The sequence below is a fragment of the Roseococcus sp. GW821-FHT12F05 genome (genome assembly GCF_058806835.1).
Genome location: NZ_JBXAQB010000004.1, coordinates 389,400 through 402,444, shown reverse-complemented (window position 1 = coordinate 402,444; position 13,045 = coordinate 389,400). Strand labels below are relative to the sequence as shown.

Annotated in this window: 16 protein-coding genes; 10 read left to right on the top strand and 6 right to left on the bottom strand. The window is 71.2% G+C overall.

The window, feature by feature from the left end; genetic code table 11:
* Positions 1 to 186: 186 nt before the first annotated feature.
* Both msrA and AC1ROY_RS13830 read right to left on the bottom strand, forming a co-directional pair.
* Positions 187 to 912, bottom strand: a complete 726-nt coding sequence (msrA, locus tag AC1ROY_RS13835) for a peptide-methionine (S)-S-oxide reductase MsrA (RefSeq protein WP_493149410.1) — start codon at positions 910 to 912, stop codon at positions 187 to 189.
* Positions 913 to 986: 74 nt separating this feature from the next.
* Positions 987 to 1,856, bottom strand: coding sequence for an SDR family NAD(P)-dependent oxidoreductase (locus AC1ROY_RS13830; RefSeq protein WP_493149409.1), 870 nt, complete (start codon positions 1,854 to 1,856; stop codon positions 987 to 989).
* A gap of 96 nt (positions 1,857 to 1,952) precedes the next feature.
* On the opposite strand from AC1ROY_RS13830, the gene AC1ROY_RS13825 reads away from it, so the two are divergent.
* The 3 genes from AC1ROY_RS13825 to AC1ROY_RS13815 all read left to right on the top strand — a co-directional run bounded on the left by AC1ROY_RS13825 (position 1,953) and on the right by AC1ROY_RS13815 (position 4,082).
* The gene (locus AC1ROY_RS13825; RefSeq protein ID WP_493149408.1) at positions 1,953 to 2,102 is read left to right on the top strand and encodes a hypothetical protein; all 150 of its coding nucleotides are present in this window, start codon (positions 1,953 to 1,955) and stop codon (positions 2,100 to 2,102) included.
* Positions 2,103 to 2,158: 56 nt separating this feature from the next.
* Positions 2,159 to 3,463 (top strand): PQQ-dependent sugar dehydrogenase, encoded by a 1,305-nt coding sequence (locus AC1ROY_RS13820; protein WP_493149407.1) that lies wholly within the window; start codon positions 2,159 to 2,161, stop codon positions 3,461 to 3,463.
* 265 nt (positions 3,464 to 3,728) lie between these two features.
* Positions 3,729 to 4,082, top strand: a complete 354-nt coding sequence (locus AC1ROY_RS13815; RefSeq protein WP_493149406.1) for a hypothetical protein — start codon at positions 3,729 to 3,731, stop codon at positions 4,080 to 4,082.
* Positions 4,083 to 4,098: 16 nt separating this feature from the next.
* Here AC1ROY_RS13815 and AC1ROY_RS13810 read toward each other — a convergent pair whose 3' ends face one another.
* The 3 genes from AC1ROY_RS13810 to AC1ROY_RS13800 form a co-directional block, all read right to left on the bottom strand.
* On the bottom strand, positions 4,099 to 5,067 hold the full coding sequence (locus tag AC1ROY_RS13810; RefSeq protein ID WP_493149405.1) for a Bug family tripartite tricarboxylate transporter substrate binding protein: 969 nt from the start codon (positions 5,065 to 5,067) through the stop codon (positions 4,099 to 4,101).
* Between the two features lies 1 nt (position 5,068).
* A complete protein-coding gene (locus tag AC1ROY_RS13805; RefSeq protein ID WP_493149404.1) occupies positions 5,069 to 6,145 on the bottom strand; it encodes a WD40/YVTN/BNR-like repeat-containing protein in 1,077 nt (358 codons plus the stop codon).
* A gap of 106 nt (positions 6,146 to 6,251) precedes the next feature.
* Positions 6,252 to 6,698 carry a Fur family transcriptional regulator gene (locus tag AC1ROY_RS13800; RefSeq protein WP_493149403.1) on the bottom strand — a complete coding sequence of 149 codons (447 nt, stop codon included), beginning with the start codon at positions 6,696 to 6,698 and terminating at the stop codon, positions 6,252 to 6,254.
* A gap of 44 nt (positions 6,699 to 6,742) precedes the next feature.
* Here AC1ROY_RS13800 and hisI point away from each other — a divergent pair, with 44 nt between their 5' ends.
* The 7 genes from hisI to AC1ROY_RS13765 all read left to right on the top strand — a co-directional run bounded on the left by hisI (position 6,743) and on the right by AC1ROY_RS13765 (position 12,767).
* On the top strand, positions 6,743 to 7,171 hold the full coding sequence (gene hisI, locus AC1ROY_RS13795; protein ID WP_493149402.1) for a phosphoribosyl-AMP cyclohydrolase: 429 nt from the start codon (positions 6,743 to 6,745) through the stop codon (positions 7,169 to 7,171).
* Positions 7,168 to 8,169 carry a CobW family GTP-binding protein gene (locus AC1ROY_RS13790; RefSeq protein ID WP_493149401.1) on the top strand — a complete coding sequence of 334 codons (1,002 nt, stop codon included), beginning with the start codon at positions 7,168 to 7,170 and terminating at the stop codon, positions 8,167 to 8,169. The genes hisI and AC1ROY_RS13790 overlap by 4 nt, the downstream gene beginning before the upstream one ends.
* A 10-nt stretch (positions 8,170 to 8,179) precedes the next feature.
* Positions 8,180 to 8,767: a GNAT family N-acetyltransferase gene (locus tag AC1ROY_RS13785; RefSeq protein ID WP_493149400.1), complete on the top strand. Its 588-nt coding sequence runs from the start codon at positions 8,180 to 8,182 to the stop codon at positions 8,765 to 8,767.
* Positions 8,764 to 9,648, top strand: a complete 885-nt coding sequence (locus tag AC1ROY_RS13780; RefSeq protein ID WP_493149399.1) for a carbon-nitrogen hydrolase family protein — start codon at positions 8,764 to 8,766, stop codon at positions 9,646 to 9,648. The genes AC1ROY_RS13785 and AC1ROY_RS13780 overlap by 4 nt, the downstream gene beginning before the upstream one ends.
* Complete coding sequence (gene lpxB, locus AC1ROY_RS13775; protein WP_493149398.1) at positions 9,645 to 10,754, top strand: lipid-A-disaccharide synthase; 1,110 nt, start codon at positions 9,645 to 9,647, stop codon at positions 10,752 to 10,754. Before AC1ROY_RS13780 ends, lpxB begins: the two co-directional genes overlap by 4 nt.
* A 32-nt stretch (positions 10,755 to 10,786) precedes the next feature.
* The gene (locus AC1ROY_RS13770) at positions 10,787 to 11,488 is read left to right on the top strand and encodes an ABC transporter ATP-binding protein (RefSeq protein WP_493149397.1); all 702 of its coding nucleotides are present in this window, start codon (positions 10,787 to 10,789) and stop codon (positions 11,486 to 11,488) included.
* A gap of 106 nt (positions 11,489 to 11,594) precedes the next feature.
* A complete protein-coding gene (locus AC1ROY_RS13765) occupies positions 11,595 to 12,767 on the top strand; it encodes an ABC transporter permease (RefSeq protein ID WP_493149396.1) in 1,173 nt (390 codons plus the stop codon).
* On the opposite strand, the gene AC1ROY_RS13760 is transcribed toward AC1ROY_RS13765, so the two are convergent.
* Positions 12,721 to 12,966 (bottom strand): hypothetical protein, encoded by a 246-nt coding sequence (locus AC1ROY_RS13760; protein ID WP_493149395.1) that lies wholly within the window; start codon positions 12,964 to 12,966, stop codon positions 12,721 to 12,723. The two genes, AC1ROY_RS13765 and AC1ROY_RS13760, sit on opposite strands and share 47 nt — an antisense overlap.
* Positions 12,967 to 13,045: the final 79 nt, after the last annotated feature.

Genomic DNA, 13,045 nt, shown 5'->3' with positions numbered 1-13,045 from the left:
ACCCCCCTACCCTATTTTCGCTGCCGGCGAAAGCGGGTGCGAGGGGCTCTGTCCCTCGGTTGCCTCTCCTTCGGGGCCAACCCCCGCAGGGTTTGTGGCCCTGGACCCTCTCACTTTAAGTGATCGAAGATCCAAGAAACTGAGTTTCTTGGTGGGGGAGTTTGAGGGGGCAAAGCCCCCTCAAGGCTACCTCGCCGCGACCAGCACCGGCGCCGCGCGATAGCGAGCCGGGAAGAGGCGCCGCAGCTCCGCGATCTTCGGCAGGTCGTTGTAGACGATGTAGGGATGCGTCGGGTTCCGGGCCAGAAAGTCCTGGTGGTAGCCCTCGGCCGGGTAGAAGGGCCGGTCCGTCTCCAGCCGCGTCACGATCGCCGCCTCGAAGACCCGGGCCTGGTCGAGCTGCGCGATATAGGCCCGCGCCACCCGGGCCTGCTCCGGGTTCTGCGGGAAGATCGCCGAGCGGTATTGCGTGCCGACATCCGGCCCCTGCCTGTTCAGCTGCGTCGGGTCATGCGCCACCGAGAAGAAGACCTGCAGGATCCGCCCGTAGCTGATCACCCGCGGATCGAAGGTCACGCGCACCGCTTCCGCATGGCCCGTGTCACCGCGCGTCACGCGGTTGTAGCTCGCGGTGGAGGCCTCGCCGCCGGCATAGCCGGAGACGGCGCGCGAGACACCATCGAGGTGCTGGAACACGCCCTGCACGCCCCAGAAGCAGCCGCCGGCCAGCACCGCCGTCTCCGAGACGGCCATGGCCGGGGCCGAGTTCTCCTCCGCCGGCGCGGGGATCTCGCGGGTCTCGGCGCCGGGGCGGTTGGTGGCCCAGCCGGTGCCGACCGCGGCCAAGGTCAGCGCGCCACCTGGCAGCAGGAGAGAGCGTCGCCGCATCGCGGTCTTCGTCACATCGTCCATGGGCCTGACCCTTTCAGCGGGAGATGCATGCATAGGCCTGCGATATGGGGCCGCGGAAGGGAAACCCGAAGGGATCAGGCCTCCGTCTGGACCTTTGCCTTCAGGAAGGCCGCGAAGGCGTCCTTGTGGTCCGGATGCCAGCGCGACAGCGGCGGGCGGCCCTCGGTGATGTCCTGGGCGGCCCAGAGGATGCGGCGGTTGTCGATCTCGCGCGTCACCTCGTTGTCCGGGCAGAGGATGTAGAAGTCGCCGCGCTCCATGCCCTCGACCAGCATGTCCACCACCTGCACGGGCTCCCAGGCGCCTGGCGGCTTTTCCACCCGGCCGCGGCGGGTCATGCCGGTGAAGGTCGAGCCGGGGATGAGGAGATGCGCGGTGATGCGGTCGCCCGCCGCCTCGCGCAGGCTGTGGCCCAGCGCCTCGGTCAGCACCTTCACCCCGGCCTTGCTGACATTGTAGGCCGTGTCGCCCGGCGGGCAGGTGATGCCCTGCTTGGAGCCCGTGCTGATCATGGCGCAGCCGGTCCTCTGCTCCAGCATGGCGGGCGTGAAGACCTGCAGGCCGTTGATCACGCCCCAGAGGTTCACCTCCAGCACGCGGCGCCAGGCCTCGATGTTCTCCCAGGGGCCGCCGCCGGGCGCGGTGCCGGCATTGTTCATGAGGATCGCCACCTCGCCGAAGCGGGCATAGGCGGCGTCCTTCAGCGCCTGGACCTGGTCCAGCCGGCTCACATCGGTCGGCACCGTGATCACCGCGCCGTCGCCTTGCGTCGAAGCGGCCGCGACCCGCGAGGCCGCCGTCGCCAGCGCCCCCGCCGACAGGTCGGCCAGGACGAGGTTGAGACCCATCGCGGCGAAGCGCTCGGCGGCCGCGAGGCCGATGCCGCTGGCCGCCCCGGTAATCACGGCGGTGCGGCCGGGCTGCAAGGCGGGGTGCTGGGGCATGGGGCGGGTCCTCGAAGGGATGGTGGAGCAAGCGCTATATTTAAAATATTATAACGTATGTCCAGCGGCGGGCATTCGGCACCCGGAGGTCTCCCCATGCAAAATGGTCCGATGCCTCGCGAATGCCTCGGCTGCATGAACTTCGGCATCTCCGACCGCGGCAACCACGCCTGGGCGATCGGCGAGGCCGAGAGCCGGCCCGATGCCAGCCGGCGACCGGTTTCCGCCGTGCGAAGCATGGCCTAGCCTCGTGCGCCTCGGGCGCTCCGAGACAGCCTCCCCTTGCTGACGGAGAAGACACCTTGAGCTTTTCAAGCCTCTTCGCGCGCTTTGTCGCGCTGGTCGGCGGCACCGCACTGCGCCTGCGGCACCTGCGGGACGGCGACCCGACGCCGGCCTGGGGCGGCGCCCCCGTCATTCCCGAGGCCAAGCCGCAGGGCGCGATCCCGACGCTCAAGATGCCCACGGCCCAGGGCTGGAGCGAGGGGCAGACGCCTGTCGCCGCGCCCGGCCTCAAGGTCAACGCCTTCGCGCGCGGCCTGAAGCATCCCCGCTGGATCTACACGATGCCCAATGGCGACGTGCTGGTCTCCGAGGCGAACAGCGTTCCGCGCGCGGTCATGCGCAACGCCTTCGACTACGCGATGGTCAGCACCATGCGCCGGGCCCGCGCCGTCGGCGAAAGCGCGAACCGCATCACCCTGCTGCGCGACCGCGACGGGGATGGCGTCGCCGAGGTGCAGGACGTGTTCATGGAGGGGCTGAACCAGCCCTTCGGCATGGCCCTGCTCGGCGACAAATTCTATGTCGGCAACACCGACGGCGTCGTCGTCTTCCCCTACGAGCCGGGCGCGGACCGCATCACCGCGCCGGGCCGCAAGATCGTCGACTTCAAGCCCGGCGGCCACTGGACGCGCAGCCTGCTGCCCAGCCCGGACGGCAGGAAGCTCTATGCCGGTGTCGGCTCGCTCACCAACATCGCCGACGAGGGCATGGAGACGGAGGAAGGCCGTGCCGCCGTCTGGGAGCTCGACCTGGAAACGGGGGCCAACCGCATCTTCGCGGGTGGGCTGCGCAACGCGGTCGGGCTGGCCTGGGAGCCGCAGACGGGCGTGCTCTGGACCGTGGTGAACGAGCGGGACGGCCTCGGCGACGAGACGCCGCCCGACTATCTCACCTCCGTCCGCGACGGCGCCTTCTACGGCTGGCCCTATTGCTACTGGGACCGGGTGGTGGATGACCGCGTGCCACAGGATCCGGAGATGGTCGCGAAGGCGCTCACGCCGGACTACGCGCTCGGCGGCCATACCGCGTCGCTCGGCCTGTGCTGGGTGCCCGCCGGGACGCTCCCGGGATTTCCGGAGGGCATGGCGATCGGCCAGCACGGATCGTGGAACCGGAGCAAGCTCAGCGGCTACAAGCTCGCCTTCATTCCCTTCGAGAACGGCCGCCCCTCCGGCCCGGCGCGCGACATCCTGACAGGCTTCCTGGCGCCGGACGAGAAGGTCTCCTACGGGCGGCCGGTCGGCGTGACGCTGGGGCCGGACGGCTCGCTGCTGATGGCAGACGACGTGGGCGACGTGATCTGGCGCGTGACGGGCGCCTGACGGCGAGGGAGGCGGCTGCATCGAAGCTGCCGCCTCCAGGCGCGTCCTGCGGGATCCCGGCCGGAACAAGCGCCTCCCGAACGATCGGCCGCGCGCATCCTGCGCTGTCCCGGGCTTCATTCGGCTACAGGCCGGATGGCCCCTCCTACACGAAGGTATGCCCCCGACAGACGCGCGTTCAATGGCGCGTCGGGCGGCCGGCGCCGCATCCTCCGGGGCATGACGAGCGGCCCGTGCCGCCCGATCCCGCACCGAGGAGAACGCGATGCCACGTTCCAGCCTTCTGGCCACCGCCCTGATCGCGTTCGGCCTCCTCGGTGCCGGTGGCGCCGAGGCCCGGTCCTCGGCAACGCCGTCCCATGCGGTGTCCGCACAGGCGCGCGGCCAGCAGCACCCCGGCCGTGCAACGAGCCGCGAGGCGGCCCGCCGGCCAGACACCCGACGCGGCAATCCTGCACCGGAAAGCCGGCCCTGCCGCAGCGGCGCCACCGTGTCGATGTTCTATTCCACGGAGCGGGGGCGCACCGTCCGTCGCGCGAGCTGGAACACCCAGCCGGCGCTGCCCCTCGGCGTCCTGGGCCCGGCCTGCACGATGCGCGGGACCGTCACCTGGACCTGACAGGCGGCGCCCTGCCCTACTCCAGCTCGATGCCGGTCCGCTCCACGATGGCACGCGTCGCGTCCAGTTCCTGCCGGAAGAAGCGCGCCAGCTCCGCCGGCGAGGAGGCCTTCGGCTCGACGCCGAGATCCGCCAGCCGGGCGGCCAGCGCCGGCTCGCGCACGGCCGCGCCGATGGCCGCCGCCTGGCGCTCGGCGATGGCGGGCGGCAGCCCCGCCGGTCCGAACAGCCCGGCCCAGAAGGAGAAGTCGTAATCGGGCAGCCCGCTCTCGGCGAGCGTCGGCACATCGGGCAGCAGGGGCGAGCGGGTGCGGCCGAGCACCGCCATCGGCCGCGAGCGCCCCGCCTGCATATAGCCGCGCTGCGCCGCGATGCTGTCCACGAGCAGCGCGATCTCGCCGCTCAGCAGCGCCTGCGCCGCCGGGCCAGTGCCGCGATAGGCGACGTGCTCGATCTGCACGCCCGCCTGCAGGCGGAAGAGCTCGGCGGCCAGATGCGGCGCGGTGCGCGGGCCCGAGGAGCCGTAGTGGTAGCGCCCGGGATTGGCCTTCAGCAGCGCGATGAGCTCGCCGATGTTTCGGGCCGGCACCTGCGGATTGGCCACGATCAGCATGGGCATGACCGCCACCAGCGAGACGGGCGTGAAGGCCGCGACGGGGTCGTAGGGCAGGTTGCGCATGACGGTGGGGTTCACCACCGCGCTGGAGGAGGTGGACAGGAGCAGGCTGTAGCCGTCCGGCTCGGCCCGGGCCACCGCGGAGGAGCCGACCACGCCCGAGCCGCCGACGATGTTCTCGACGACGAAGGGCCGGCCCAGGCTCTCGCCCAGCCGCGCGGCGATGAGGCGGCCGACCACGTCGATGCCGCCGCCCGGCGGAAAGGGCACGACCCAGCGCACGGGCCGGGAGGGCCAGGGGTCCTGGGCCGGTGCGGCGGCGGCCGGCAGCAGCGCGGCGCCGGTCAGCGCGGCGCGGCGGGAGAGCATGTCAGCTCACCGCCAGCGCCATGACGCCCTGGCAGCCCGCCGGCAGCGGGACGTCCTGCCAGATGGCGCCGCCGTCGAGCGTGCCGAAGACCTGGCCCTTGCGCGCAGCGGCATAGACGACATCGGCGCTGCGCGGCGAGGGCACCACGGCCATCATCGTGCTGCGCGCCTGTGTCGGCGTGTCGAAGCGCGCCCAGCTGCGCCCGAGGTCGGGGCTGCGCCAGACGGTGCCGGTCTCGCCGTTCGCCGCGGTCGACATGGTCGCGTAGAGCATGTTCGGGTCGTGCGGGCTGACGCGGATGTCGCGGCCGTAGAAGATCGGCGTGCGCTTGCGCATCTCCAGGTCCTGCCAGTGCCCGCCGTGGTCGTCGCTGTGGAAGAGCCCCATGCGCAGCGCGAGAAAGGGCTTTTCCGGCTCGGCGGCGCTGATCGCGACGGCGTGCACGTCCAGCATGCCCTCCGAGGTGCTTTTGGTGAGGATGGCGCTCTTGAGGTGCGGCTGCTCGGAGAGACGGACGAGGTGGTCGCTGCAATCCTGCCAGCTCGCGCCGCCGTCGGTGCTGCGCATGACGCCGCGGACTTCCAGGGCCGCATACATCTCGTCCGGCTTCGCGGGGTTGAAGGCCATGCGCATCACGCGGTTGACGAAGCTGCCCATCTCCATGTGATCGGGCATGGCGGCGCTGGCGGAGCGGCGCCAGGTGCCGCCGCCGTCCTCGCTGGTGAAAAGGCCGAGCGGGGAGGTGCCGACGTAGAGCTTCTGCGGGTCCTTCGGATGCACGGCGATGGACCAGACCTGGAGGTCGCGGTGCGGGAAGTCGAGCCGGCGCCAGGTGGAGCCGGAATCAGTGCTGACGTAGGGGCCTTCCTGGGTGCCGGCGTAGATGCGGGCGGAATCATGCGGGTCGACGGTGAGGCAGGGCACGTGGCACTCGTCGGGCAGGCCCTGGGTCATGTGCTCCCACTGGTCGCTGCCGACGCCGAGGCGGAAGACCCCGCCGAGGCTGCCCGGCGGGGCGGTCATGGCGCCGCCGCCCGGCCATTTCACGACTCCCGCGAAGACATGTCCTTGAGACATTATACCCTCCCCGTGTTTGTTGAGGGTATCTAAGTCCCGCTTTGTCCCGGGGTCCAGGGGCTCAATGGCCCCTGGCGGGGTGAGTATGAGAGGGGCAGCGCCCCTCTCAAGAGCAGCGCGCGCAGGTCCCTTCGATCTCGACCGTCATCTTCTGCGGCGTGAAGCCGGCCTTTTCCGCGGCGTGCTCCAGCGCATGGGCGACGGCGTGGTCGGTCAGTTCGATGGTCGTGCCGCAGGTCTTGCAGATGAGGAACTGGTGCGGGTGCCCGTGCGTGCCGTGGTCGTGGCCGGCCTCGATGCAGGGCGTGAAGGCGTTGAGCCGCTCCAGCTTGTGGACCAGCCCCTGCTCCAGCAGGAAGTCCAGCGCACGGTACACGGTCGGCGGCGCGGCGGGGCCGCGGTCGTCGCGCAGCTTGTCGAGCAGCGCATAGGCGCCGACGGGCTGGCCGGCCTCCAGCACCAGGCGCATCACCTTGCGCCGCAGGGGCGTGAGCTGTGCGCCGCGCGCGGCGCATTGCTCGGCCGCGCGGTCGAGCGTCGCTTCCAGATCCATGGGGTTCTCACCGGGCATCATAGAACCCCATATAGTGTCTCGCCATGCCAGACACCCCCTCCCCTGTCCCCGTTACGTCAGCCGAGGCGCGCGCCGCCGTGCTGGCGGCCGTGCATTTCGACGCGAAGGGGCTCGTCCCGGCCATCGCCCAGCAGCACGACACGGGCGAGGTGCTGATGATGGCTTGGATGAGTGCTGAGTCGCTGACCGAAACGATGGAGACCGGGCGCGCCTGCTACTACAGCCGCAGCCGCGGCGGGCTGTGGCGCAAGGGCGAGAGCTCGGGCCAGATCCAGACGGTCGTGGACCTGCGGGTGGACTGCGACGGCGACACGCTGCTGCTGCTGGTCGACCAGAAGGGCGTCGCCTGCCATACGGGCCGGCGGAGCTGCTTCTTCCTCGCGCCGCGCGAAGACGGGCTGGTGGAGCTGACGGCGCCGCTGGTCAGCCCGGAAAGCCTCTACGGCGCATGAGCCAGATCGCCGTCACGCTGCTGACCGGCTTCCTCGGAGCCGGCAAGACCACCCTGCTGAACCGGCTGCTGAAGCAGCCGGCAATGGCGCAGACGGCCGTACTCATCAACGAGTTCGGCGAGATCGGGCTGGACCACCTGCTGGTGGAGCGGCTGGACGAGGACGCCGTGCTGCTGGCCGCGGGCTGCCTCTGCTGCACCATCCGCGGCGATCTGTCCCGCGCGCTGCGGGACCTTGCCGATCGGCCCCAAGATATCAGCCGCGTGGTGGTCGAGACCACGGGCCTCGCCGACCCCGCGCCGATCCTGCAGACGCTGATGTCCGACCCCTGGCTGCTGCGGCAGTACCGGCTGGACGGCGTGGTGACGCTGGTCGACGCCGTCAACGGCATGGCCACGCTGGACGCCCAGCCCGAGGCGCTGCGCCAGGCGGCCGTGGCGGACCGGATCGTGCTGACCAAGACCGACCTCGCCGCGCCCAAGGACGTGGCGGCGCTGCGCGACCGGCTCTCGGCGATCAATCCCATCGCGCCCGTCCTGACCGCGGTGGCGGGCGAGATCGACGCCGCCGCGCTGGTCGATGCCGGCCCCTTCTCCGCGGACGGCAAGCTTCCGGACATCGACGGCTGGATCGAGGCCGCGGGGCATCACCACCACCATCACCACCACGACGTGAACCGGCACGACGCGCGCATCCGCGCGACCTGCCTGCGCTTCACGGAGCCGCTGCCCTGGGAGGGGCTGGCCTCCTACCTGGAGATGCTCGCCGTCACCCAGGGCCAGCACGTGCTGCGCATGAAGGCCATCCTGAACCTGAAGGACCAGCCCGGCCCGGTGGTGATGCACGGTGTGCAGCACAGCTTCCACCCGCCGCAGCTGCTGGAATCCTGGCCGGAGGGCGACGACCGCTCCAGCCGCCTCGTCTTCATCCTCCGCGACCTGGATCCCCGCGTGGTGGAGGACGGGCTGCGCGCCTTCCTCGAGGCCGCGCACGCATGAGCCTGCGCCCATGAGCCTCGATATCGAGACCGTCACCGGGGAGGCCGCGCTGGCGCATGTGCCCGCGCTCGCGCATCTGCGCACCGTGGTCTTCGCCGAATGGCCCTACCTCTACCGCGGCGAGGCCGAGGACGAGGCGCGCTACCTGCGCCACTACACCGAGGACGAGGCCTCCGCGATCATCCTCGCATGGGACGGCGACACCATCGTCGGCGCCGCCACCGCCCAGCCCATGACGGCGACGCACGGCCCCGTGCGCACGGCCTTCGAGGCGGCGGGCCGCAACCCGGCCGACCACTGCTACTTCGGGGAATCCGTGCTGCTGAAGGCCTATCGTGGCCAGGGCGCCGGCGTCGCCTTTTTCGCCGCGCGCGAGGCACATGCGCGCAGCCTGGAGCTGCCCTTCGCCACCTTCTGCGCCGTGGTCCGCAACGGCAACGATCCCCGCAGACCCGCCGACTACACGCCGCTCGATGGCTTCTGGACAAAGCGCGGCTACACGCACCATCCGGAGCTCTCCTGCGTGTTCAACTGGCGCGAGGTCGGCGATACCAGCGAGACGCCGCACGCGCTCTCCTTCTGGATCAAGGCGCTTTGACCCCGCTGACGCTGGCCGTGCTGGCCTGGCCGGTGGAGCCGACGGCCGATGTCGCCGCCTATGCCGCGAAGCTGGACCATTGGGTGGGCGCGGCGAAGGCGGGCGGGGCCGATCTCGTCCTCATGCCCGAGTATGCCTGCGTCGAGCTGGGGGCCGCGCTGGCCGGCCGCGACGCGCCGGACGCGGCGACGGAGCTGCGGGCGATGGTGGCCGTGGCGGATGATATCCTCGCCGCCATGCGCGGGGCCGCGATACGGCATGGCGTCTGGCTCCAGCCCGGCACGCTGCCCATGCGCGAGGGCGATTCCGTCGTGAACCGCGCGCCACTCATCGCGCCGGACGGACGCATGGCGATGCAGGAGAAGTGCCGCATGACGCGCTTCGAGACCGAGCATTGGGGCGTCTCTTCCGGCGCCCCGCCCAAGGTCTTCGAGACGCCCTGGGGCACGATCGGCATCGCCGTCTGCTACGACGCCGAATTCCCTGACCTGGTGCGCGCGCAGGTCGAGGCCGGTGCCTGGCTGATCCTGGTCCCCACCTGCACGGACACCGACCATGGCTTCAACCGGGTCCGTATCGGCGCCCAGGCCCGCGCGATGGAGAACCAGTGCTTCGTGGCCGTCGCGCCCACGCTGGGGGGCTTCGAGGGCTCGGTGGCGCTGGATGAGAACCACGGCGCAGCCGGCGTCTACGGCCCGGTGGACCGCGGTTTTTCCGCTGACGGCGTCATCGCCGAGCTCGCCTACGACACGCCCGGCCTGCTCTTCGCCACGCTCGACCCCGCACGGCTCGAGGCCGTGCGCGCCGACGGCGCCGTGCGCAACCACCGCGACTGGCCTTCCGTGCCCGCACCGCGCAGCCCGCCGGCCGCCTTCGCGTGACGCTCATCTACATCGCCGCCGGCGAGGCCTCGGGCGACATCCTGGGCGCCCGGCTGATCGCCGCGCTCCGCGCCCGCGACGCCACGCTGGAATTCGCCGGCCTCGGCGGCGAGCGCATGGCCGAGCAGGGCTTTCGCTCGCTCTTCGACATCCGGCAGCTCGCGCTGATGGGGATCATGGAGGTGCTGCCCAGCCTGCGCCGCCTCTCGCAGCGCATGGACGAGGCGGTGGCCGACATCACCGCCCGCCGCCCGCGCCTCATCGTCACCATCGACAGTCCCGGCTTCACGCTGCGCCTCGCCGCACGGGTGAAGCCCCTGGGCATCCCGATCCTCCACTACGTCGCCCCGCAGGTCTGGGCCTGGCGCCCGGGGCGCGTGAAGAAGATCGCGAAGCGCGTGGACCGCATCCTCGCGCTGCTGCCCTTCGAGGCGCCCATCTTCGAGGCGGCCGGCATCCCCGTCGACTTCGTCGGCCATCCCATCCTGGAGAGCGAGGCCGCGCATGGCGACGCCTCGCGCGTTCCCTGGTCCGGCCGCTCCCTCGTCGTCATGCCCGGCAGCCGCCGCGGCGAGGTCTCGCGCATGCTGCCCCCCTTCGCCGAGACCGTGCGCCGCCTGCCCGAGGACATCCTGCCCGTCATCGGCCTCGCCGGCACGGTGGAGGAGATCGTCCGCCAGCAGGAATCCGCCTGGGGCCGCCCGATCCGGACCGTGCGCGCGCCCGGCGAGAAGGCCGACGCCTTCGCCGCCGCCCGCGCCGGGCTGATCAAATCCGGCACCTCCTCGCTGGAGGCGGCGGTCGCGGGCCTGCCGCACGTCATCGGCTACACCTTCAACCCCGTCTCCAACGCCATCATCCGGCGGCTGTTCCGGGTGAAGTACGCGAGCCTCGTGAACCTGCTGGCCGACGAGCTGGTGGTCCCCGAGCTCCTGCTGGAGAAATGCGAGCCGGACGGCCTCACCGCCGCGCTCCGGCCGCTGATCGAGGACGACGCGGCCGTGGCCCGCCAGCGCGAGGGCTTCGCCCGCGCCCTCGCCCGGCTCCATCCGGCAAAGGGCCTGCCCAGCGAGGCCGCGGCCGAGGCCGTCCTGCGGATGCTTTGACGCGGCTCCGCACGCAGCCCTAGCTTCACCCCATGCTCGAGCTGCGCGGGATCAAGAGAAGCTTCAGGATCGGCCCCACCGAGCGGACCGTGCTGCACGACCTGGACCTGGATCTCGCAGCGGGCGAGCTGGTCTCCATCATGGGCGGCTCGGGCTCGGGCAAGACGACCTTCATGAACATCGTGGGCCTGCTCGACAAACCCACCGCCGGCACCTACCGCATCCGCGGCGAGGACGTGCTGGCGGCCGGCGTCGACCAGCAGTCGGCGATGCGCAACAGGATGATCGGCTTCGTCTTCCAGTCCTTCTTCCTGATGCCGCGGCTCAATGCCTGGCGGAACGTGGCCCTGCCGCTGATGTACCGGGGCACGCCGGAAAGCGAGGCCCGGAAGCGCGCGGAGCACATGCTGACGCGCGTCGGCCTCGGCCAGCATCTCACGCACATGCCCAACATGCTCTCCGGCGGCCAGAAGCAGCGCGTGGCGATCGCCCGCGCCCTGGTGGGCGACCCCGCCGTCCTGCTCGCCGACGAGCCCACCGGCGCGCTGGACCCGGTCGTCAGCCGCGAGATCATGAGCCTCTTCGAGGAGGTGAACCGCGAGATGGGCGTGCTGGTGCTCATCATTACGCATGATCCTGGCGTGGCCGCACGCTGCCGCAGGCGCCTCGTCCTGACCCAGGGCCACCTCGCCGACCAGACCCACGCGCCCCTGCCCAAGGCGCATGCGGCGTGAACGCCACCGATTCACGCCTCCGCACATCCGCGCTCCGGCCATCGGAGGAGCATCGGCCTGCCGATTCACGCTTTCGTGCGGTCGCGTTCCGGCGATCGGAGGCGGCATGATCCGCCAGACCCTGATGGAGGCCGCGGGCAACCTGATGGCCGCCTGGCAGCGCAGCCTGCTCGCGCTGCTCGGCATCGTCGTCGGCGCCGGCGCGGTCATCTCCATGCTGCATGCCGGCGCCATGGCCCGGCAGGAGACCGTGCGCCAGTTCCGCCAGATGGGCACCGACACCCTCATCCTGCGCGCCGACAGCCCCAACGGCCTCGGCAACTTCCGGCTCGGCGACATCGAATCCGTCCCCACCATGGTGCCGACCGTGCGCGAGATCGCGCCCTTCATGATCGGCGGCGGTCCCGTCGCCTTCGAGGGGCAGAACCGCAACGCCGGCTTCCTCGGCGTGACCGACAGCTTCGACGACGTGGCCCGCCTGCCCATGGCGCAGGGCCGCTTCCTCTCCGCCTTCGACCGCTTCGAGCTGCACACGGTGCTGGGCTCCGACCTCGCGCAGCAGCTCTCGCAGCCCTTCTCGCCGATCCGCGTGGGCTCGCAGCTCCGCGTCGGGCGCTACGTCTTCACGGTGATCGGCATCGTCGAGCCGGTGCTGATGAACCCCATGCTGCCGGTGGACATCAACGGCACGCTCTTCCTCTCCCTGCCCAATGCGCGGCGCGTGATGGCGATCCCGCAGCTCTCCATGGCCGTGGCGCGGCTGGCCCCCGAGGCCGATCCCGAGATCGCCACGACGCAGCTTCAGCAGCATCTCGGCCCCGGGCTGCGCGATTCCACGCTGAACGTGATGTCGGCCCGCCAGCTCATTGCCGGCATGAACAGCCAGGTCCGGCTGGTGGCGCTGCTGCTGGGCGCGGTCGGCAGCATCGCCCTCGTGCTGGGCGGCGTCGGCGTCATGAACATCATGCTGATGTCGGTCTCCGAGCGGAAGCGCGAGATCGGCATCCGCCTCGCCATCGGCGCGCGCCGGCGCGACGTGCGGCGGCTCTTCCTCTCTGAGGCGCTGATCCTCTCGGTGCTGGGCGCGGTCCTCGGCGTGGCGCTGGGCTTCCTCGGCGGCTTCGGCTTCGCCTGGATGTCCGGCTGGCAGGTGAGCTTCTCGCCCATGGCGGCGCCGCTGGGCGCCGGCGTCTCGCTGGCCGTCGGCGTCTTCTTCGGCTTCTACCCGGCCGTCATGGCCGCGCGGCTGGATCCCATCGAGGCGTTGCGATCGGAGTGAAGGTCGTGGGGTCGGGCAGCGCGATCGGGGGGTCGCCGGTCAGCTCCATCACCGCGGGCAGCGGCGGCAGCGCCGCTTCCACCGGCACGTAGCTGGCGCCGCGGACGGGCTCGCCCAGGACACGCGGCGGCGCGCAGCCAGCCAGCGCCAGAAGCGCCGCCCCGGCCAGCCAGCCCCATCGCCCCGCGAGACACGCCATGGGTGCAGGAAACCACGAACCCCCGCGCCGGTCGAGGGCATGCGCCGATGCCACGGATCGGAACTGTCGATGGGACAAG

Excerpts from the sequence above, each read along its gene's own strand:
- hisI (WP_493149402.1), top strand. The coding sequence starts at position 6,743 with ATGCCAGACACCCCCTCCCCTGTCCCCGTTACGTCAGCCGAGGCGCGC.
- msrA (WP_493149410.1), bottom strand. The coding sequence starts at position 912 with ATGGACGATGTGACGAAGACCGCGATGCGGCGACGCTCTCTCCTGCTG.
- AC1ROY_RS13805 (WP_493149404.1), bottom strand. The coding sequence starts at position 6,145 with ATGTCTCAAGGACATGTCTTCGCGGGAGTCGTGAAATGGCCGGGCGGC.
- AC1ROY_RS13810 (WP_493149405.1), bottom strand. The coding sequence starts at position 5,067 with ATGCTCTCCCGCCGCGCCGCGCTGACCGGCGCCGCGCTGCTGCCGGCC.
- AC1ROY_RS13815 (WP_493149406.1), top strand. The coding sequence starts at position 3,729 with ATGCCACGTTCCAGCCTTCTGGCCACCGCCCTGATCGCGTTCGGCCTC.
- AC1ROY_RS13800 (WP_493149403.1), bottom strand. The coding sequence starts at position 6,698 with ATGGATCTGGAAGCGACGCTCGACCGCGCGGCCGAGCAATGCGCCGCG.
- AC1ROY_RS13830 (WP_493149409.1), bottom strand. The coding sequence starts at position 1,856 with ATGCCCCAGCACCCCGCCTTGCAGCCCGGCCGCACCGCCGTGATTACC.
- AC1ROY_RS13785 (WP_493149400.1), top strand. The coding sequence starts at position 8,180 with ATGAGCCTCGATATCGAGACCGTCACCGGGGAGGCCGCGCTGGCGCAT.
- AC1ROY_RS13790 (WP_493149401.1), top strand. The coding sequence starts at position 7,168 with ATGAGCCAGATCGCCGTCACGCTGCTGACCGGCTTCCTCGGAGCCGGC.
- AC1ROY_RS13760 (WP_493149395.1), bottom strand. The coding sequence starts at position 12,966 with ATGGCGTGTCTCGCGGGGCGATGGGGCTGGCTGGCCGGGGCGGCGCTT.
- AC1ROY_RS13765 (WP_493149396.1), top strand. The coding sequence starts at position 11,595 with ATGATCCGCCAGACCCTGATGGAGGCCGCGGGCAACCTGATGGCCGCC.
- AC1ROY_RS13770 (WP_493149397.1), top strand. The coding sequence starts at position 10,787 with ATGCTCGAGCTGCGCGGGATCAAGAGAAGCTTCAGGATCGGCCCCACC.
- AC1ROY_RS13825 (WP_493149408.1), top strand. The coding sequence starts at position 1,953 with ATGCAAAATGGTCCGATGCCTCGCGAATGCCTCGGCTGCATGAACTTC.